At 66.0% G+C, this 19,572-nt stretch carries 17 protein-coding genes and 2 pseudogenes; 11 read left to right on the forward strand and 8 right to left on the reverse strand.

What is annotated here, in order from left to right; translation table 11 throughout:
• The first annotated feature begins 6 nt into the window (after nucleotides 1-6).
• A complete protein-coding gene (locus PSEK12I1_RS0101135) occupies nucleotides 7-792 on the forward strand; it encodes an N-acetylmuramoyl-L-alanine amidase (protein WP_051399173.1) in 786 nt (261 codons plus the stop codon).
• A gap of 15 nt (nucleotides 793-807) precedes the next feature.
• On the opposite strand, the gene PSEK12I1_RS0101140 is transcribed toward PSEK12I1_RS0101135, so the two are convergent.
• Nucleotides 808-1,905, reverse strand: a complete 1,098-nt coding sequence (locus PSEK12I1_RS0101140) for a GlxA family transcriptional regulator (protein WP_037006569.1) — start codon at nucleotides 1,903-1,905, stop codon at nucleotides 808-810.
• A gap of 466 nt (nucleotides 1,906-2,371) precedes the next feature.
• Here PSEK12I1_RS0101140 and choX point away from each other — a divergent pair, with 466 nt between their 5' ends.
• The 4 genes from choX to choV all read left to right on the forward strand — a co-directional run bounded on the left by choX (nucleotide 2,372) and on the right by choV (nucleotide 6,714).
• Nucleotides 2,372-3,310: a choline ABC transporter substrate-binding protein gene (gene choX, locus PSEK12I1_RS0101145; RefSeq protein WP_027600430.1), complete on the forward strand. Its 939-nt coding sequence runs from the start codon at nucleotides 2,372-2,374 to the stop codon at nucleotides 3,308-3,310.
• A 270-nt stretch (nucleotides 3,311-3,580) separates the two neighbouring features.
• Entirely contained in the window at nucleotides 3,581-4,519 is a 939-nt protein-coding gene (locus PSEK12I1_RS0101150; RefSeq protein WP_027598620.1) for a choline ABC transporter substrate-binding protein, read from the forward strand.
• 116 nt (nucleotides 4,520-4,635) lie between these two features.
• Entirely contained in the window at nucleotides 4,636-5,478 is an 843-nt protein-coding gene (choW, locus tag PSEK12I1_RS0101155) for a choline ABC transporter permease subunit (RefSeq protein ID WP_027598621.1), read from the forward strand.
• Between the two features lie 3 nt (nucleotides 5,479-5,481).
• Complete coding sequence (gene choV / locus PSEK12I1_RS0101160; protein WP_027598622.1) at nucleotides 5,482-6,714, forward strand: choline ABC transporter ATP-binding protein; 1,233 nt, start codon at nucleotides 5,482-5,484, stop codon at nucleotides 6,712-6,714.
• Nucleotides 6,715-6,990: 276 nt separating this feature from the next.
• Here choV and PSEK12I1_RS0101165 read toward each other — a convergent pair whose 3' ends face one another.
• From PSEK12I1_RS0101165 to glyA, 6 genes are all read right to left on the reverse strand, one after another.
• Nucleotides 6,991-7,848, reverse strand: coding sequence for a formyltetrahydrofolate deformylase (locus tag PSEK12I1_RS0101165; RefSeq protein ID WP_027598625.1), 858 nt, complete (start codon nucleotides 7,846-7,848; stop codon nucleotides 6,991-6,993).
• 98 nt (nucleotides 7,849-7,946) lie between these two features.
• On the reverse strand, nucleotides 7,947-8,576 hold the full coding sequence (locus PSEK12I1_RS0101170) for a sarcosine oxidase subunit gamma (protein ID WP_007160039.1): 630 nt from the start codon (nucleotides 8,574-8,576) through the stop codon (nucleotides 7,947-7,949).
• A 15-nt stretch (nucleotides 8,577-8,591) separates the two neighbouring features.
• A complete protein-coding gene (locus PSEK12I1_RS0101175) occupies nucleotides 8,592-11,612 on the reverse strand; it encodes a sarcosine oxidase subunit alpha (protein ID WP_027600431.1) in 3,021 nt (1,006 codons plus the stop codon).
• Nucleotides 11,609-11,908 (reverse strand): sarcosine oxidase subunit delta, encoded by a 300-nt coding sequence (locus PSEK12I1_RS0101180; RefSeq protein WP_017639232.1) that lies wholly within the window; start codon nucleotides 11,906-11,908, stop codon nucleotides 11,609-11,611. The genes PSEK12I1_RS0101175 and PSEK12I1_RS0101180 overlap by 4 nt, the downstream gene beginning before the upstream one ends.
• 11 nt (nucleotides 11,909-11,919) lie before the next feature.
• Nucleotides 11,920-13,170, reverse strand: a complete 1,251-nt coding sequence (locus tag PSEK12I1_RS0101185) for a sarcosine oxidase subunit beta family protein (RefSeq protein ID WP_017639231.1) — start codon at nucleotides 13,168-13,170, stop codon at nucleotides 11,920-11,922.
• Nucleotides 13,171-13,249: 79 nt separating this feature from the next.
• Nucleotides 13,250-14,503: a serine hydroxymethyltransferase gene (gene glyA / locus PSEK12I1_RS0101190; RefSeq protein WP_027600432.1), complete on the reverse strand. Its 1,254-nt coding sequence runs from the start codon at nucleotides 14,501-14,503 to the stop codon at nucleotides 13,250-13,252.
• 214 nt (nucleotides 14,504-14,717) lie between these two features.
• Here glyA and PSEK12I1_RS25140 point away from each other — a divergent pair.
• From PSEK12I1_RS25140 to PSEK12I1_RS0101200, 3 genes and pseudogenes are all read left to right on the forward strand, one after another.
• A pseudogene (locus tag PSEK12I1_RS25140) lies at nucleotides 14,718-15,488 on the forward strand (PAS domain-containing protein); the annotation flags it as partial.
• Between the two features lie 111 nt (nucleotides 15,489-15,599).
• Nucleotides 15,600-16,076, forward strand: a pseudogene (locus PSEK12I1_RS25145) (methyl-accepting chemotaxis protein); the annotation flags it as partial.
• 81 nt (nucleotides 16,077-16,157) lie between these two features.
• Nucleotides 16,158-16,586, forward strand: coding sequence for a universal stress protein (locus PSEK12I1_RS0101200; RefSeq protein ID WP_007160045.1), 429 nt, complete (start codon nucleotides 16,158-16,160; stop codon nucleotides 16,584-16,586).
• Between the two features lie 58 nt (nucleotides 16,587-16,644).
• Here PSEK12I1_RS0101200 and PSEK12I1_RS0101205 read toward each other — a convergent pair whose 3' ends face one another.
• Nucleotides 16,645-17,424, reverse strand: coding sequence for an exodeoxyribonuclease III (locus PSEK12I1_RS0101205; RefSeq protein ID WP_007160046.1), 780 nt, complete (start codon nucleotides 17,422-17,424; stop codon nucleotides 16,645-16,647).
• A gap of 80 nt (nucleotides 17,425-17,504) precedes the next feature.
• Between PSEK12I1_RS0101205 and pyrE the strand changes: the two genes are divergently transcribed.
• The 3 genes from pyrE to PSEK12I1_RS0101220 all read left to right on the forward strand — a co-directional run bounded on the left by pyrE (nucleotide 17,505) and on the right by PSEK12I1_RS0101220 (nucleotide 19,572).
• Complete coding sequence (gene pyrE, locus PSEK12I1_RS0101210) at nucleotides 17,505-18,146, forward strand: orotate phosphoribosyltransferase (RefSeq protein WP_007160047.1); 642 nt, start codon at nucleotides 17,505-17,507, stop codon at nucleotides 18,144-18,146.
• 17 nt (nucleotides 18,147-18,163) lie between these two features.
• Nucleotides 18,164-18,760 (forward strand): hypothetical protein, encoded by a 597-nt coding sequence (locus PSEK12I1_RS23435; RefSeq protein ID WP_028700296.1) that lies wholly within the window; start codon nucleotides 18,164-18,166, stop codon nucleotides 18,758-18,760.
• A gap of 146 nt (nucleotides 18,761-18,906) precedes the next feature.
• Nucleotides 18,907-19,572: a GntR family transcriptional regulator gene (locus tag PSEK12I1_RS0101220; RefSeq protein WP_027600434.1), complete on the forward strand. Its 666-nt coding sequence runs from the start codon at nucleotides 18,907-18,909 to the stop codon at nucleotides 19,570-19,572.

The following is a 19,572-nucleotide window of genomic DNA, read 5'->3' on the forward strand; positions in this document are numbered from 1 at the left end:
GTAATCGTGCGAAAGCCTTTCAAGCTCCTCCCCTGGCTGCTCTGCGGCCTGCTCCTGGCCGGCTGTTCCAGCGGTCCGCGCATCAATGACGACTACACCGCCCGCGATCAGGACAGTCGGGTGCAGTACATCGTGCTGCACTACACCGCAGCCGACTCCAAGCAGTCGCTCAAGCTGCTGACCCAGGCCGGTGTCAGCGCCCACTACCTGATCGATACCGACGGCACCATCTATCGCCTGGTGGACGAGAATCGCCGCGCCTGGCATGCCGGCGTGAGCGAATGGGAAGGCCGCACCTGGCTCAATTCCACCTCCATCGGCATCGAGATGGTCAACCTGGGCTTTCGCGACACCCCGGCCGGACGCCAGTGGTATCCCTTCAGCGAAGCCCAGATCAAGGCGCTGATTCCGCTGCTCAAGGACATCGAACAACGCCATGGCCTGGATCGCCGCGCCATCGTTGGCCACAGCGATATCGCCCCGGGGCGCAAGCAGGATCCGGGTCCGCTGTTTCCCTGGGCGCGTCTGGCCGCCGCGGGCCTGATCAACTGGCCGGATCCGGCGGTGGTCGCCCAGCGTCAAGCCAGCCTGGGGGGCGTGCTGCCACCCCCGGCCTGGTTTCAGGATCAGCTGGCACGGATCGGTTATGCGGTGCCCCGCACCGGCGTGCTCGATGCGGCCACCCGCGATGTGATCGGCGCCTTCCAGATGAAGTACCGGCCGGGCCGCTTCGACGGCCAGCCGGATCTGCAGACGGCGGCGGTGCTGCTCAGCCTGCCCAGCGGTCGCTAGGCGGCCGCAGGCGGCTTACAGCCGCACGCTGGCAAAGGTGGATTCGCCCTGGGCCTGGCTCAGGGCCGCCAGCGCGGACGAGGCCGGCATCAGCGACAATTCCTGGGACAGCGGCATCAGCGCGATGGGCTGCTGGATGGTCGGCCCCTGGCGCTCGTCACGCGGCGGGATGCCGAAGTATTCGCGGTAGCACTTGGAAAAGTGCGGAGTGGAGACGAAGCCGCACACCGAGGCCACCTCGATGATCGACAGGGTGGTCTGCTTGAGCAGCTGCCGGGCGCGGATCAGCCGCAGCTTGAGGTAGTAGCGCGACGGCGAGCAGTGCAGGTACTTCTGGAACAGCCGCTCCAGCTGGCGTCGGGACACGTCCACGTAGACCGCCAGTTCGTCGAGGTCGATGGGTTCTTCGAGGTTGGCTTCCATCAGCGCCACGATTTCCTGCAGCTTGGGCTGGTTGGTGCCCAGCATGTGCTTGAGAGGGACGCGCTGGTGATCCTGCTCGTTGCGGATGCGCTCGTAGATGAACATTTCCGAGATCGCCGCCGACAGCTCGCGGCCATGCTCGCGACCGATCAGGTGCAGCATCATGTCCATCGGCGCGGTGCCGCCCGAGGCGGTGCAGCGATTGCGGTCGATGGTGAACAGGCGGGTGCTGAGCACCACGCGCGGATAGGCTTCCTGCAGGGCCGCCAGGGTTTCCCAGTGCACGCTGCAGTCGTAGCCGTCGAGCAGGCCGGCCCGGGCCAGGGCCCAGCTGCCGGTACAGACCGCGCCCAGCTTGCGGCCCTGGCGCGCCTGGCTCTGCAGCCAGGTGCAATGTTCGCGCGACACGCTGCGCTGGATGCCCACGCCGCCGCAGACGATCACCATGTCCATCACCGGGGCGGCGCTCACGGCGCTGTCCGGGGTGATCTGCAGGCCATCGCTCGCCCGCACCGGTCGGCCGTCCAGGCTCAGGGTGCACCAGCGATAGAGTTCCCGTCCCGACAGCTGATTGGCCATGCGCAGCGGCTCCACCACCGACGCCAGGGAGATGAGTGTGAAGTTGTCCAGCAGCAGAAAGCCGATGGACTGGATCGCACGGGCCTGTGACGAGGTGGGAATGGGCGACATGGTTTGAATCTCCTTCACGCAGGCTGGGGCCCTTGGCTGGGCTCTAATGAGGTGCGACGGACAACGTTGGGTGAAAGATGTGTCGCGGACGCATAAGTCATGTCGCAATTCCCATGCCGAAACTGGGTGAACCCCTGCCCAGGCAAGCTGTCTGGCACGAACAACCCATTCAGCAGCGCTCAATGACGTTGATTAGCTAGGGTTTTTATTTGCGACCTTTCTGATCCGAGACCGACCCTTTGCCGATGGCACTTCGCCAGGTGGACGCCATCGGTAACACCGAGACGTAACCGACGCGCGCCAAAATGTGGCATGGCGACTCAACGGGCACGGTTGTAGGTCAGGCCCGGCGACCGTCCGTCGCCCTTCTGGCCACTTATGGCGAAAAGCCACCAGCCCCCGGGCCAGACGGACCGGTACGTGCAGCGGCCAGCGGCCCTTCCCCTCGCGACCCCTGGAGTTCAGGATGAAAATCTACCCAGCGCTGTGGTTGTCCGGTCTGTTGCTGAGCGCTGCCGTACAGGCAGGCGAAGCCGAGAATTGTCAGCAGGTACGCCTGGCCGATGTCGGCTGGTCGGATCTCAATATCACCAACGCCACGGCCCGCTATCTGCTCAGCGCCCTCGGCTACGAGACCGAGGTGCTGCGCCTGTCCCTGCCGCAGACCTACGACGCCCTGGCCGCGGGCGAGGCCGATGTCTTTCTCGGCAACTGGATGCCGGCACAGGCCAAGCTCAGTCAGCCGCGGGTCGATGCGGGTGCGGTCGAACGCCTGCACGCCAACCTGGAAGGGGCCCGCTACACCCTGGCGGTCCCCCAGTACGTCTATGACGCCGGGGTGAAGAACTTCGCCGATATCGCCCGCTTCGCCGAGCGCTTCGATCACACCCTCTACGGCATCGAGCCCGGCAACGACGGCAACGCCCTGGTGAAGAAGATGATCGCCAGCAACGCCTTCGGCCTGGGCGACTTCAAGCTCGATGAATCCAGCGAGCAGGGCATGCTCACCCAGGTGCGGATGAAGGAATTGCTGGACCACCAGTGGATCGTCTTTCTCGGCTGGGAACCCCATCCGATGAACGTCCGGCACAAGCTGGCCTACCTCGACGGTGGCGACGAGTATTTCGGCCCGAACCAGGGCGGGGCGACGGTCTACACGGTGGTGCGCAAGGGCTACGCCCAGCAGTGCCCCAACGTGGCCCGGCTGCTGGGCAACCTGGTGTTTTCCCTGGACATGGAAAACCAGCTGATGGATCGGGTGCTCAATGAAAAGGACAATCCGCGCCGCGCCGTGCGCAACTGGCTCAAGCGCAATCCCGAACGCCTCGACGCCTGGCTCAAGGGCGTCGCCACCCGCAGCGGCGCGCCGGGTAACGTGGCGGTGAAGGCCAGTCTGGCCAACTGATCCAGGGCCGCTCCGGCCGACGCCAGCGCCTCTGGCCAGCGTTCCGCCACGGCGAGGGACGCTGCTGCCCGCCTCTCTCGCTCTGCCACAGCGCTCCGGGCGCGGACGTGCCCTGGGGCTCACGCTGGATACGACATCTCCGCTTCTGGTTACGACGCCGCGTACACTGGTAGCGACGCAGGCGGTAGGCGAGCCTGGGGGGATGGGTTACAGATAAATACACGTGGGGCGCACCGAAAGGTACCCCGCCAAACGCAAGGAGATGTGTCCATGAAAGGTTGTTCCCGTTGGCTCTTGAGTGCCGCCCTGCTGGCGCCACTCGCTGTTCAGGCGGCTGAACCGGCTTCCTGTGCCAAGGTGCGCTTTGCCGATGTCGGCTGGACCGACATCACCGTGACCACGGCCGTGACCAGCGAGGTGCTGCACGCCCTCGGCTACCAGACCACGACCAACATGATCTCCGTACCGGTCACCTACAAGTCCTTGCAGAACAAGGACATCGACGTCTTCCTCGGCAACTGGATGCCGAGCATGGCGGCGGATATCAAGCCCTATGCCGACAACGGCAGCGTCGAGACCGTACGCGCCAACCTGGAGGGCGCCAAGTACACCCTGGCCGTGCCCCAGTACGTCTACGACGCCGGGGTGAAGAGCTTCGCCGACATTGCCAAGAACGCCGACAAGTTCGACGGCAAGATCTATGGCATCGAGCCGGGCAACGACGGCAATCGCCTGATCCAGGGCATGATCGACAAGAACACCTTCGACCTGGGCAAGTTCAAGCTGGTGGAATCCAGCGAGGCAGGGATGCTGTCGCAGATCCAGCGCGCCGAGCGCCGCCAGCAGTGGGTGGTCTTCCTCGGCTGGGAACCCCATCCGATGAACACCCGCTTCAAGATGGCCTATCTCGAAGGCGGCGACGACGTCTTCGGTCCCAACTTCGGCGGCGCCACCATCTACACCAACGTCCGCAAGGGCTACGTCCAGGAATGCCCCAACGTGGGCAAGCTGCTGACCAACCTGTCCTTTACCCTGGACATGGAAAACCAGCTGATGGACAAGGTCCTCAACGAAAAACAAGCCGCGAGCGCCGCCGCCAAGGCCTGGCTCAAGGCCCATCCGCAGGTGCTCGACCAATGGCTGGCCGGCGTGACCACCCGCGATGGCAAGCCTGCGCTGGAAGCGGCCAAGGCCACCCTGGCCCCTTGATAGAACAATAACATTCGACTGTCCCGCGCCAGTTCGGGCGGGTACTGCCACAGCCGAAGCACGAATCCGCGGTTCTCGTGCTTCGACCTGTCCACTCCTACCTGACGGGCACCGTTATGTTACTTACCGACCACAAGCTCCCTCTCGGTCAGCAGATCGCCGACTTCATCGACTGGCTGACGCTGCATGGCGCCAGCGTCTTCGACAAGATCTCCGATGTGCTGTCCGGCCTCATCCACGGCCTCACCGCCGGCCTGATGTGGTTCAACCCGCTGGCCTTCATTGCCCTGGTCGCGGTAGGGGTCTATCTGTTGCAACGCAGCATCGGCCTGGTGATCTTCGCCCTCGTCTCCCTGCTGCTGATCCTCAACCTGGGGTACTGGCAGGAAACCATGGAAACCCTGGCCCAGGTGGTCTTCGCCACCCTGGTGTGCATCGCCGTCGGCGTACCGTTGGGCATCGTCGCCGCGCACAAGCCCTGGTTCTACACCGGCCTGCGCCCGGTCCTGGACCTGATGCAGACGGTCCCCACCTTCGTCTATCTGATTCCGACCCTGACCCTGTTCGGCCTGGGCGTGGTGCCCGGGCTGATTTCCACGGTGGTATTCGCCGTGGCCGCGCCGATCCGCCTGACCTGCCTGGGCATCCAGGACGTTCCCGCCGAGCTGATGGACGCCGGCAAGGCCTTCGGCTGCTCGCGCTGGCAGCTGCTGACCCGCATCGAGTTGCCCCACGCCATGCCCAGCATCGGCGCCGGCATCACCCAGTGCATCATGCTGTCGCTGTCCATGGTGGTGATCGCCGCCCTAGTGGGTGCCGACGGCCTCGGCAAGCCGGTGGTGAACGCCCTCAACACCGCGGACATCGCCCTGGGCTTCGAAGCCGGCCTGTCCATCGTCCTGATCGCCATCCTGCTCGACCGGGTGTGCAAGCAACCCGCCCCTCGCGAGGTTAAGTAAATCATGACCGCCATACGTTTCGAACACGTCGACGTCATCTTCGGCAAGCAGAACAAGCGCGCCCTGGAGCTGCTCGACCAGGGCAAGGGTCGCAGCGAAATCCTCCAGGAGACCGGCCAGGTGCTGGGTGTCGAAGACGCCTGCCTGGAGGTGCAGAAGGGTGAGATCTGCGTGCTGATGGGCCTCTCCGGCTCGGGCAAGTCCAGCCTGCTGCGCTGCATCAACGGCCTCAACACCGTGAGTCGCGGCAAACTGCTGATCGAGCACAAGGGCAGCGAGGTGGACATCGCCAACTGCTCCCCCGCGGTGCTCAAGGACATGCGCACCACCCGCATCGCCATGGTGTTCCAGAAGTTCGCCCTGATGCCCTGGCTGACTGTGGCCGAGAACGTCGGCTTCGGTCTGGAGATGCAGGGCCGCTCGGCCGCCGAGCGCAAGAAGCTGGTCGAGGAGAAGCTGGAGCTGGTCGGCCTGACCCAGTGGCGCAACAAGAAGCCCGACTCCCTGTCCGGTGGCATGCAGCAGCGCGTAGGCCTGGCCCGCGCCCTGGCCATGGACGCCGACATCCTGCTGATGGACGAGCCCTTCTCCGCTCTCGATCCGCTGATCCGCCAGCAGCTGCAGGACGAATTGCTGCAACTGCAGGCCAAGGTCAACAAGACCATCGTCTTCGTCAGCCACGACCTCGACGAAGCCCTCAAGATCGGCACCAACATCGCCATCATGAAGGACGGTCGCATCATCCAGCACGGTCGTCCCGAGGACATCGTGCTCAATCCGGCAGACGAATACGTGCGCACCTTCGTCGCCCACACCAATCCGCTCAACGTGCTCAGCGGCTACAGCCTGATGCGCGGCCTGGACAAGTGCGGCCGCGAGGGCAACGAGATCTGCCTGGAACGCAGCCACGACATCTGGCTGGCCCTGGACAACCAGACGGTCAAGGCGCTGCGCCGCGGCGGCGAGAGCCTGGCCCTGCAACGCTGGACCCCGGGCATGCCGATCAACAGCCTGCAACGCCAGCCGACCCTGGCACCGGCCGATATCCGTATGCGCGACGCCCTGGAGATCCGCTACCACACCGGGCACAAGCTGGTGCTGGAGACCGATGGCCGCGCCGTGGGCATCCTCGGTGACAAGGAGCTCTACCACGCCCTGCTGGGCAAGAACCTGGAAAAGGCCGGCGAAGACGTCGCCCCGCCCGCGGTCCGCTCCACCCTGTCCCAGGCGGGCTGACCGTCCGCCCCGCCACCCGCCTCTCCGCTGCAGAGGCGGGTGCGCCCCTCTCCTGCTCCATCGCCGGCAGAGCCAGCAGGCTTGCCTGACCGGCACCTGCCTCCCCTGATCCTGAGCTCCACCTTTGACCCTGGCCAACAGACGCGCAGACGCCTTCCCCGGCAACACCTGACGGTGCCGCCGCGCGACTGGGAGATGATCGAGGTGATAGAAGGCAGGCGGGCTGCGAGCGCCTCGGCGATCTCGCAGCCCGCCTGGAGCGGTAGCGGGAAGGCCTTAGAGCACCACCGTCCGCCCGGCGTTGAGGAAGACGCGGCGTTCCAGGTGATAGCCCACCGCCCGAGCCAGGGTCAGGCACTCGATGTCGCGGCCGCGGGCCACCAGGTCCTCGGCGTAGTGGGCATGGTCCACCGACTCGACGCCCTGGGCGATGATGGGGCCTTCGTCCAGGTCGTTGTTGATGTAGTGCGCCGTGGCGCCCACCAGCTTGACGCCCTTGGCATAGGCCTGGTGATAGGGCCGCGCGCCCTTGAAGCCGGGCAGCAGCGAGTGGTGAATGTTGATCGCCCAGCCGTCGAGGCGACGGCACAGCTCGGGCGACAGCACCTGCATGTAGCGCGCGAGAATCACCAGCTCGGCACCGGTCTGCTGCAATACCTGCCAGACCCTGGCCTCCTGGGCCGGCTTGTCCTGGGGATCCAGGGCAAAATGGTGATAGGGAATGCCGTGCCAGGCCGCCAGGGGCTCCAGATCCGGGTGGTTGGAGATCACCGCCACCACGTCCATGGGCAACTGGCCGATGCGCTGGCGATAGAGCAGGTCGTTGAGGCAGTGGTCGGCCTTGGAGACCATGATGGCGACCTTGGCGCGATAGCCGGGCGGGGTCAGTTCGAAGGTCATGTCGAAGGGCGTGAAGCGCAGGTCCAGACCGACGCGAAACAGGCCTTCGTTGAAGTCGCTGGGTACCTGGAATTCCACCCGGATGAAGAAGCGCTGGGCTTCACGATCGTCGAAGCTGTGGTGCTGGGTGACATAGCAGCCCTGCTCGAACAGGTAGCGCGTGACCACGTCCACGGTGCCGAGGCGACTCGGGCTCTGGGCGGTGAGAATCCAGGTATCGGGCGTGCGGCTCATAATGAATTCCTTTGCATGGAGATGAAGCCAGAATCACAAAACCCGACCTGCGCCTCACGCAGGTCGGGTTCGAGAGAACGACTGGACGCAGCGACCGATCAGGCCTCGATGCGCAGTCCGTACTCGGCGCTCGCGTCCTGCAGCCACAGCCAGACGTAGTCGGCGAAGCTGCGCCGCACCACCAGCTCCCAGGTGTCTTCCGCGGTATGGCGGATCATCAGCTGGGACTTGGCGAACACCGTCCCCACCGCCTTGCCCACCGGGAAGTTGCTCGGATGGACGTCGTAGGAGGTGGACTTCATCAGCACTTCACGCACCTTGGGGCCCTTGAGCTCGACCAGGGTCTGGCCACCGCCGACGTTGACGATGGCGACATGGCGCTCGCCGAGGGCCTGACGCAGGGCCTGCTCGGTGGCGAACTCGCTGCCACCGGGCACCACCAGCAGCCACTCGTCCGGGCCGAGCCACTGCAGCGAGCTCTCGCCCTTCTGGGTGATCGCCAGGGGACCGGGCACTTCCAGGCCGACCACACTCTGCACCGCGCCGGTGAAGCCTTCGTCATGGGCGTCGCCACGGATGACCAGATGCCCCAGCAGGGCCCGCTCGCGCAGGGTCACCCCGGCGGTGGCCGGGCCGCGGCCGGCGAGCTTGTTCAGCTCGGCGTGGAACAGCGGGGATTCGGCGCGCGCCGTGGCGGAGTATTGGTCGTAGACATTGATGTTGTTCATGGGGCGCTATCCTCGTTAGGCGACGTTCTGCCGCTCACCCTTGGGGTCGTAGAACACCGGCGAGACGATCTCGGCAGCGATGTAGCGGCCATCGGCCAGCGGGGCGTAGACGGTCTGGCCCATGCGGCCCAGGCCACCCTTGACCATGGCCATGGCGAAGCCGTAGCCCAGGGTCGCGCTGTGGTAGCTGGAGGTCACGTGACCGACCATGTCCATGGGGATTGGCTGGTTGCGCTCGAACACCAGTTGCGCACCTTCCGGCAGGACGTCGCGGGCATCCAGGGGCTTGAGGCCGACCAGCTGCTTGCGATTCTCGCGGACGCAATCCTGGCGATGCATGCCGCGCTTGCCGATGAAGGAGAAGCTCTTGTTCAGGCTCACCGCCCAGCCCATGCCCAGGTCCTGGGGCGTGACCGAACCATCGGTGTCCTGCCCGATGATGATGAAGCCCTTCTCCGCCCGCAGCACGTGCATGGTCTCGGTGCCATAGGGGGTGAGGTCGAATTCCTTGCCCGCAGCGACCACCTGCTCCAGCACGCCCATGGCGTAGTTGGCCGGTACGTTGATCTCGTAGGAGAGTTCGCCGGTGAAGGAGATCCGGAACACCCGCGCCGGTACCCCGCCCACCTGGCCTTCCTTCCAGGCCATGAAGGGGAAGGCGGCGTTGTCCAGATCGATGTCGGTCAGCTTGGCCAGCAGCTTGCGGCTGTTGGGACCGGACAGGGTCAGGGTCGCCCAGTGGTCGGTGACCGAGGTGAAGTACACCTCCAGCTCCGGCCATTCGGTCTGGTGGTACAGCTCCAGCCATTCGAAGACGCGCGCGGCGCCGCCGGTGGTGGTGGTCATCAGGAAGTGGTTGTCGGCGAGACAGGCGGTGACGCCGTCGTCGAAGACCATGCCGTCTTCCTTGCACATCAGGCCGTAGCGGGCCTTGCCGATGTCCAGCTTGGTCCAGGCGTTGGTGTAGACGCGGTTGAGGAATTCCCGCGCGTCCTTGCCCTGGATGTCGATCTTGCCCAGGGTGGAGGCGTCGAGCAGACCGACGCTGCGGCGTACGGCCAGGCACTCGCGGTTGACCGCGGCGTGCAGGTCCTCGCCCGCCTTGGGGAAGTACCAGGGGCGCTTCCACTGGCCGACGTCCTCGAACAGGGCGCCCTGCTTGAGGTGCCAGGCATGCAGCGCGGTGTAGCGCTTGGGCTCGAACAGGTGGCCGCAATGCCGTCCAGCGATGGCGCCGAAGGTGATGGGCGTGTAGTTCGGGCGGAACATGGTTGTGCCGACTTCCGGGATGGCCTTGCTCTGCACCCGGGCGGCGATGGCCAGGCCGTTGATGTTGCCCAGCTTGCCTTGGTCGGTGCCGAAGCCCATGGCGGTGTAGCGCTTGACGTGCTCGATGGACTCGAAGCCCTCGCGGCAGGCCAGCTCGATGCCGGCGGCGGTCACGTCGTTCTGCAGGTCGACGAACTGCTTGGGGGCCCGCGACGACGGCTTGTCGTGGGGCACCTGGAACAGCGCCAGACTCGGCTCTTCCTGACGGAATTCGGCCTGGGGCAGCTCGCCGCTGACGACCTTGGCACCGGCTTCGGCCGCGGCGGTGGCGCCGGCCTCGAAACCGTCGGCCAGGACATCGCCCAGGGCGAAGACGCCATTCACGCCACCGGCGCAGAGGCGCTTCTGCGGCGCCGGACCGGGCACGAAGGCCTGGATGTCATCACGCCACAGCGGACGACCGCCCAGGTGCGAGGCCAGGTGGACCACCGGGCTGTAGCCGCCGGAGGTGGCGATGAGGTCGCAGTCCAGCCACTCGCCGCCACCCAGGGTGCGGAAGGCGGTCAGGTCGATGGTGGCGATCTTGGCGCCGGTCACCCGGGTATTGCCGCGGGCTTCGCTGACGGCGGTACCGCCCATGACGCGCACGCCACGCTTGCGCACTTCCTCGACCCAGGCGCCGCGGGGGTTGGGCCGCGCATCGGCCACGGCCACCACCTGGCGACCGGCTTCGAGCCAGTCCAGGGCCACGCGGTAGGCGTAATCGTTGTTGGTGGACAGCACCAGACGCTGCCCCGGGGCCACCGCATAGCGACGGATGTAGGTGGACACGGCGCCAGCCACCATGTTGCCCGGCAGGTCGTTGTTGGCGTACACCAGCGGCCGCTCGTGGGCGCCGGTGGCCAGCACCACGCGGGTGGCGCGGACGCGGTGCAGGCGCTGACGCACCTGGCCATGGGGTGCGCGATCACCCAGGTGATCGGTGAGTCGCTCGTGGATGGTGAGGAAGTTGTGGTCGTGGTAGCCGTTGACCGTGGCGCGCGGCAGCAGCACCACGTTGTCCAGGCCCTGCAGCTCGGCCACGGCCTTGGCGGCCCAGTCGGCGGCCGAGGCGCCGTCGAGACGCTCGCGGCTGTCCAGCAGGCTGCCACCGAATTCTTCCTGTTCGTCGGCCAGGATCACCCGGGCGCCGCTGCGACCGGCGGCCAGGGCGGCGGCCAGGCCGGCGGCGCCACCACCCACCACCAGCACGTCGCAGTGCTGGTTGAAGTTGTCGTAGGTATCCGGATCGACCTGGGTCGGCGCGCGGCCGAGGCCGGCGGCCTTGCGGATGTACTTCTCGTAAGTCATCCACAGGTTCTGCGGATACATGAAGGTCTTGTAGTAGAACCCGGGCGGCATCATCTTGCCGCCGACCTTGCCGAGGATGCCCATGAGGTCGTTGTTGACGCTCGGCCAGCCGTTGGTGCTGGCGGAGACCAGGCCCTGGTACAGCGCCTGCTGGGTAGCCCGCACGTTGGGCACCTGGGTGGCCTCGGTGGCGCCGATCTGCATGATGGCGTTGGGCTCTTCGGCACCGGCGGCGACGATGCCGCGCGGCCGGGAGTACTTGAAGCTGCGGCCGATCACGTCGACGCCGTTGGCCAGCAGGGCCGAGGCCAGGGTGTCACCCTTGAAGCCCTGGTAGGTCTGACCGTTGAAGGTGAAGGTGATGGCCTGGCTGCGGTCCAGGCGACCGCCCTGGGTGAGTCGATGGACCTGGCTCATGTGCGCTCTCCTCGCTCGGCGGTGAAGCGGGGTTGCTCGCCGATCGGATAGGTTTCGAGAATTTCGTAGGTCTCGGTGTTACGGGTCGCGTTGAAGTACTGGCGGCAGCCCGAAGCGTGGACCCACAGCTCGTGACGCAGGCCGCGCGGGTTGTCGCGGAAGAACATGTAATCGCCCCACTCCGCGTCGCTGCAGGCCTCGGGATCCAGCGGACGCGGGATGTGCGCCTCGCCGGCGGCGTGGAATTCTTCTTCGGAGCGCAGTTCCCCGCAGTGGGGGCAATGGATGTACAACATGCTCGGGCTCCTTAGTGCGCGACGGCCGCTGCGCCGTGTTCGTCGATCAGCGCGCCGGTGTGGAAACGGTCGATGGAGAAGGGCTTGGCCAGCGGATGCATCTCGCCGGAGGCGAGCGACGCCGCGAAGACGTTGCCCGAGCCGGGGGTGGCCTTGAAGCCGCCGGTACCCCAGCCGCAGTTGAAGAACAGATTTTCCACCGGGGTCTTGGAAATGATCGGGCAGGCGTCGGGCGAGGTGTCGACGATGCCGCCCCACTGGCGGTTCATGCGCACCCGCGAGAGGATCGGGAACATCTCGACGATGGCCTGCAGGGTGTGCTCGATCACCGGGTAGGAGCCGCGCTGGCCGTAGCCGACCCAGCTGTCGATACCGGCGCCGATCACCAGGTCGCCCTTGTCGGACTGGCTGATGTAGCCGTGTACCGCGTTGGACATGATGACGCTGTCGATGATGGGCTTGATCGGCTCGGAGACCAGCGCTTGCAGCGGGTGGGATTCCAGCGGCAGGCGGAAGCCGGCCAGCTTGGCCATGTGCCCGGAGTTGCCGGCGGTGACCACGCCGACGCGGCGGGCGCCAATGAAGCCACGGTTGGTTTCCACGCCAATCACCTTGCCGTCCTGCTTGCGGAAGCCGGTGACCTCGGTCTGCTGAATCAGGTCCACGCCCAGGGCGTCGGCGGCGCGGGCGAAGCCCCAGGCCACGGCATCGTGACGGGCCACGCCGCCGCGGCGCTGCACGGTGGCACCAAAGATCGGGTAGCGGGTGTTCTTGCTGCAGTCCAGGTAGGGGATCTCTTCGGCCACCTGGCGGGTGTCGAGCAGTTCGCCATCCACGCCGTTCAAGCGGTTGGCGCTGACCCGGCGCTCGGAATCGCGCATGTCCTGCAGGGTGTGGCAGAGGTTGTAGACGCCGCGCTGGGAGAACATGACGTTGTAGTTGAGGTCCTGGGACAGGCCTTCCCACAGCTTCATGGCGTGCTCATAGAGGTGCGCCGATTCGTCCCACAGGTAGTTGGAGCGGACGATGGTGGTGTTGCGCGCGGTGTTGCCGCCGCCCAGCCAGCCTTTCTCGATCACCGCGACGTTCTTCACGCCGAATTGCTTGGCGAGGTAGTAGGCGGTGGCCAGGCCGTGACCGCCACCGCCGACGATGACCACGTCGTACACCGGCTTGGGCGTCGGGGTGCGCCACATCCGCTGCCAGTTCTCGTGATGGCTCAGGGAGTGCTTGAAGAGGCCGAAGCCGGAATAGCGTTGCATCTGGAGACTCCTGCAGACGACGCCCCTTTCCGCAAAGGGGGAAAGGGGTTGGATAAGGGTTGCGTCAGGCGCGTGGCGACTAGCGGTAAACCGGGTAGTCGCGGCACAGCGCGGCCACCTGGCGCGCCACCTGGGCTTCCACATCGGCATCGCCGAGGTGGTCGAGGATGTCGCAGATCCAGCCGGCGACGCGTTCGCTTTCGCTGACGCCCAGGCCGCGGGTGGTCAGGGCCGGGGTGCCGATGCGCAGACCCGAGGTCACGAAGGGCGACTGGGGATCATTGGGCACGGCGTTCTTGTTCACGGTGATGCAGGCGCGCCCCAGGGCGGCGTCCGCGTCCTTGCCGGTGATGCCCTGCTTGATCAGGCTGACCAGGAACAGGTGGTTGTCGGTGCCGCCGGAGACCACGTCGAAGCCGCGGGCCTTGAACACGCCGGCCATGGCCTGGGCGTTCCTGATCACCTGCTGCTGGTAGGTCTTGAAGCCCGGCTCCAGGGCTTCCTTGAAGCACACCGCCTTGCCGGCGATGACGTGCATCAGCGGGCCGCCCTGAGCCCCTGGGAACACCGCGGCGTTGAGCTTCTTCTCGATGTCGGCGTTGGCCTTGCACAGGATCAGGCCGCCACGGGGGCCGCGCAGGGTCTTGTGGGTGGTGGTGGTCACCACGTCGGCGAAGGGCACCGGGTTGGGGTAGACCCCGGCGGCGACCAGACCGGCCACGTGGGCCATGTCGACGAACAGCAGGGCACCCACGCTGTCGGCGATGTCGCGAAAGCGCTGGAAGTCCAGGGTCTTGGAGTAGGCGGAGAAACCCGCCACGATCATCTTGGGTTTGTGCTCTTCGGCCAGACGCTGGATCTCGTCGTAGTCGATCAGCCCGGTATCGGTGTCGATGCCGTACTGGACGGCGTTGTAGAGCTTGCCGGAGGAGCTGACCTTGGCACCGTGGGTCAGGTGACCGCCGTGGGCCAAGCTCATGCCCAGGATGGTGTCGCCGGCCTGCAGCAGCGCCAGGTACACGGCCGAGTTGGCCTGGGAACCGGAGTGCGGCTGAACGTTGGCGTAGTCGGCGCCGAACAGCTGCTTGGCGCGCTCGATGGCCAGCTGCTCGACCTTGTCGACATGCTCGCAGCCACCGTAGTAGCGCTTGCCCGGATAGCCTTCGGCGTACTTGTTGGTCAGCACGCTGCCCTGGGCTTCCATGACGCGCTGGCTGGTGTAGTTTTCGGACGCGATCAGTTCCAGGTGATGCTCCTGGCGCCGCGCTTCCTCGCCCATGGCGGCGAACAACGCATCATCGTAGCCCTGGATTTGGTCCTGCTTGCTGAACATCGCGGCGCTCCTAAAGTCTGTGGCGGTGAAAACCACCCCCTTGGCCGCGATGGTAGGCCCGGCCCCAGACCCCAAGATGCCTGTTTACGCCCCGGGCCGGCGCGTTTGCGACAGCCACTCAACGGCCGAGTTCTGCCGTTCGCCGGGTGCCATCAAGTCGCCCCGATCCGCGCCGATAGGCTGACTACCTCTCCCCCGGCCAGCGAGTTCTGCCATGTTCAATGCGCACCACAAGAAGACCATCGCTCGGCTGGAGGCCGAGTTGCACGCCAACCAGGGCCTGACCCAGGCGCTGGAGCGGTCCATGGCGGTGATCGAGTTCGATCCCGACGGTACCGTCCTGCGTGCCAACGACAACTTTCTCCGCCTGACCGGCTATCGTGCCGACACCCTGGTCGGTCAGCACCATCGCCGCCTCTGTCCGGCCAATGTGGTGCAGGGTCGCGACTATGGCGATTTCTGGGCCCGCCTCAAGCGCGGCGATTTCGTTTCCGGCACCTTCCAGCGCCTGGACGCCCAGGGCCGTACCCTCTGGCTGGAAGCCAGCTACAACCCGGTGCCCGACAGCAGCGGCAAGATCGCCAAGGTGGTGAAGTACGCCCTCGACGTCACCGCCCAGGTCGAGCGCGACAGCGAAGCCCAGAGCAACCTCAAGGCCTTGGACCGCGCCCTGGCGCGCATCGAATTCGATCTGGACGGGCGCATCCTCACGGCCAACGACAATTTCCTGGCCACCCTGGGCTACAGCCTCAAGGAGATCCAGGGCCAGCAGCATCGCCTGTTCTGCGAGCCGGCCCTGGTCAATAGCAGTGAATACGCCGACTTCTGGCGCCGCCTCAATGCCGGCGAGTTCTTTCGCGGCCAGTTCAAGCGGCTGGGCAAGCACGGCCGGGTGGTCTGGTTGGAGGCGAGCTACAACCCGGTGTACGACGCCACCGGTCGGCTATACAAGGTGGTCAAGTACGCCAGCGACATCAGCGAGCGGGTGGAAAAGCACGAAAGCGACAGCCGCAGCGCCTCGCGGGCCTATCACATCTCCGCCGAGACCGAGAAGGTCGCCGAGCACGGCACCCGGATCATCCAGGCGGCCGCCGGCGAGATGCGCGAGATCGCCCACAACGTCAGCGCCTCCGCCGAGGTGATCGGCCAGCTGGGCCAGCGCTCCGAGCAGATCACCGCCATCGTCAACACCATCCGCGGCATCGCCGACCAGACCAACCTGCTGGCGCTCAACGCCGCCATCGAGGCCGCGCGCGCCGGTGATCAGGGGCGTGGCTTCGCCGTGGTCGCCGACGAGGTCCGCCAGTTGGCGGGGCGCACCAGCAGCGCCACGGCGGAGATCGCCGAGATGATCGGGCGGATCCTGAGCGAGACCCAGCAGGCGGTCGCCAGCATGGAAAGCACCCAGGGTCGAGCGGTCAAGGGCGTCGAGCTGGCCGACCAGGCCGGTGCGGTGATCGTGCAGATCCGCGATGGCGCCAGCGACGCCGTGGAAGCCGTGAGCATGTTCGCCAGCAAGCTGGACGAATCCGAGGTGATTCCCAAGGGCGCGCGCAACTGGGTGGGGCATTGAGGCCGCGGGCTTGATTGGGATCAAGCGTCCCTGACAGCCAGGGTCTAGCATGAAGGCATACCCCTCTCGTGGAGATGCCCCATGCACAATGTCCTGGTCGCCTACGACGGTTCCCCCAGCGCCGACAACGCCCTGCGCTACATCCTCGACCTGGTGAAGGCCGGGCTGTCGCTGGAGCTGCACCTGCTCAACGTCCAGAACGAGCCGGAGATCTACGGCGCGCCCTTCGACGACCGCATCCTGCGCGAATGGCGCGGCAGCCTGCAGGACAAGGCCGAAGACATCCTCGTCCGGGCGCGCCCGGCCCTGCTCGAAGCCGGTATCGAGGCCCAGACCCACGTGGGCTTCGGCGGCATCGCCGAGACCATCGGCGAGACGGCGCGGCGCCTGCAGGTGGACACCGTGGTCATGGGCACCCGCGGCCTGGGCTCGCTCAGCGGCCTGCTGCTCGGCTCGGTGGCCCATCGCGTGGTCCATCAGGTGCCCTTGCCGGTGATCCTGGTGAAATAGTCGCCCAACAAAAAACCAGCCCGCGGGCTGGTTTTTTCGTTTCGGAGCAGCGTCTGGATCAGATGCTCAGGGTCCAGTCGTAGTCGACGATCAGCGGCGCGTGCTCGGAGAAGCGCGGCTGCCGTGGCAGGCGCGCCGAGCGGACGAAGCGGCGCAGACCCGGGGTCAGGATGTTGTAGTCGAAGCGCCAGCCCAGGTTGAGGTGCTCGGCCTGGTCGCTGTCCGGCCACCAGCTGAACTGGTCGCCTTCGCGGCTCACTTCGCGCAGGGCATCCACATAGCCCATGTTGCCGATCACCTCGTCCATCCAGGCCCGCTCGGGCGCCAGGAAACCGGGGATCTGCTGGCAGTCGCGCCAGTTCTTCACGTCCTGCTTCTGGTGCGCCACGTACAAGGAGCCGCAATAGATGTACTCGCGACGCTTGCGGCGCTGCTTGTTCAGGTAGTGGGTGAAGTCGTCCATGAACTTGAATTTCATGTTCAGGTCTTCGTCACCGCGCTTGCCGGAGGGCAGCAGCAGGCTGGCGATGCTGACCTTGTCGAAGTCCGCCTGCAGGTAGCGACCGAAGCGATCGCAGGACTCGAAGCCCAGGCCGCTGATCACCGCCTTCGGCTGGACCCGCGTATAGAGCGCGACCCCGCCCTGGGACGGCACTTCGGCGTCGCAGGCATAGAGGATGTAACCCTCCAGCGCATAGGCCGGATCGTCCATGTCGTAAGAAGAGGCGCGCGTATCCTGCAAGCAGATCACGTCGGCATTCTGCGCCTTAAGCCAGGGCAACAGGCCCCGCTCCACAGCGTCCTGAATACCATTGACGTTCAAGCTGATGATCCGCATAAATGGCCCCCAAAAAATCGTGGATGTATGATACCCGAGCTAAACCGGTTTAGCTAAATACAAGCCGCGCAAGGACTTATATGCAGGCGTATCAGCGTAATTTCATTCGTTTCGCCATCGAGCGCGGAGTTCTGCGCTTTGGTGAATTCACCCTGAAATCGGGTCGTATCAGCCCCTATTTCTTCAACGCCGGCCTGTTCCACAGCGGTGCGGCCCTGGCCCAGCTCGGCCGTTGCTATGCCGATGCGCTGGTGCAGGCCAACCTGCCCTTCGATGTGCTCTTCGGCCCGGCCTACAAGGGCATCCCCCTGGCCGCGGCCACGGCGGTGGCCCTGGTCGAGCACCACGGCCGCGACGTGCCCTGGTGCTTCAACCGCAAGGAAGCCAAGGACCACGGCGAAGGCGGCCTGCTGGTGGGCGCGCCCCTGACCGGCCGGGCGCTGATCATCGATGACGTCATCACCGCCGGCACCGCCATCCGTGAGGTCATGCAGATCATCGAGGGTCAGGGCGCCAGCGCGGCCGGGGTGCTCATCGCCCTGAACCGCCAGGAGCGCGGCCGCGGCGAATTGTCGGCCATCCAGGAAGTCGAGCGCGACTACGGCATTCCGGTGCTCAGCATCGTGGCGCTGGATCAGGTGCTCGAATACCTGGCCGAGGACGCCGAGCTCAAGCGTCACCTCCCCGCCGTCCAGGACTATCGCGCTCAATACGGCATCTAGCCCCAGGAGAGACGGCCATGGTCGTACGTCGCGCCGCTGCCAGCCTGTTGCTCATCGCCCTGCCGCTGGCCGGCCAGGCGGCCGAGCTGTACCGCTATCTGGACCGCAACGGCACCCTGGTCATCGACCGCCAGGGCGTGCCGCCGGAATACGCTGGCAAGGGCTATGACGTGCTCAACGAGCAGGGCCGGGTGATCCGCAAGGTCGCCCCGGCGCTGCCCGCCGCCGAACTCGACCGCCAGGCACGCGAGCGCCAGCAGGCCGTGATCGATGGCCAGCTGCGCAAGCTCTACAGCAATGTCGAGGACGTCGATCGCGCCAAGGCGCGCAAGCTGGCCGAGCTCGACGGCCTCATGCAGATCAAGAAGGCTAACCTTGAGGCCACGCGCCAGCTGCAGAGCCAGCTGATGCAACAGGCCGCGGTACAGCAGCGCAACGGCCAGGCGCTGCCGGCGGACCTTCAGGCCCGCCTCGACGCCGCGGCGGCCGATCAGGTGCGTCTGCAGGCCGATCTGCAGCGCTACGCTGAATTGCGCACCAGCACCAGCGCAGCCTTCGACGCCGATCGTGCGCGCATGCAGCGCCTGGAAGCGGCTCAGGCCACGGATCGCTAGCCTTTCTGCGTTCACTGCCGGCGGCCCCCTCCGCCGATGGCATGCTGGGCGGCACGACAAGGTTGCCGCCTCTTCACGCCATATTCTGGCACGTACCGTGCAGTTCGATTTTCTACGTATTGTTGAACAATCGGGCTTGAAGACCTATGAGCGGCAAAGACGCAGGCGCGCTGTCCCTGGGGGCTCAGCTGCTGCTGGAAATGCGCGAGGACATCATCGGCGGTCGCCTGCTACCCGGTACGGCGCTGGTCGAGGCTGAACTGGTCAAGGCCTACAACGCCTCGCGCAACACCATTCGCGAAGCCCTGCACCAGCTGGATCGCGAGGGCCTGGCCACCTATGTGCGGCACAAGGGGGTGATGGTGCGGCGCCTGGGCCTGGCCGAGGTGCGCGACCTCTTTACCGTGCGCCGCACCCTGGAACTGCAGGCCATCCTCACCAGCCGCCCGCTGCGCGAATACCAGTCCGATCGGATGCTGGACGCCCTGGAGGCCGCCGAACTGGCGCAGTCGCGTGAAGACTGGCGCGCCCTCGGCACCCACGGCCTGCATTTCCATCAGCACATCGTCGGCCTACTGGGCAGTCCGTTGTTCGATGAATTCTTCGCCACCGTCGCCGCCCAGATACGCCTGCTGTTTTCCCTCGCGCCCGACGAGGAGCACTTCCAGCGGCCCTGGATCATCCGCGACCGCCAGATCCACGACCTGCTCGCCGCCGGACAGCGCCAGGCGGCGGCCGAAGCCATGGCCAGCTATCTCGACGATTCCGAAAACCGGCTGCTGGATCTGCTGAGCGCAGCCAGGCCGCTCTGA

Origin of the sequence: Pseudomonas sp. MOIL14HWK12:I1 (assembly GCF_000510705.1) — a bacterium.
GTDB classification, from domain to species: Bacteria; Pseudomonadota; Gammaproteobacteria; order Pseudomonadales; family Pseudomonadaceae; genus Chryseomonas; species Chryseomonas oryzihabitans.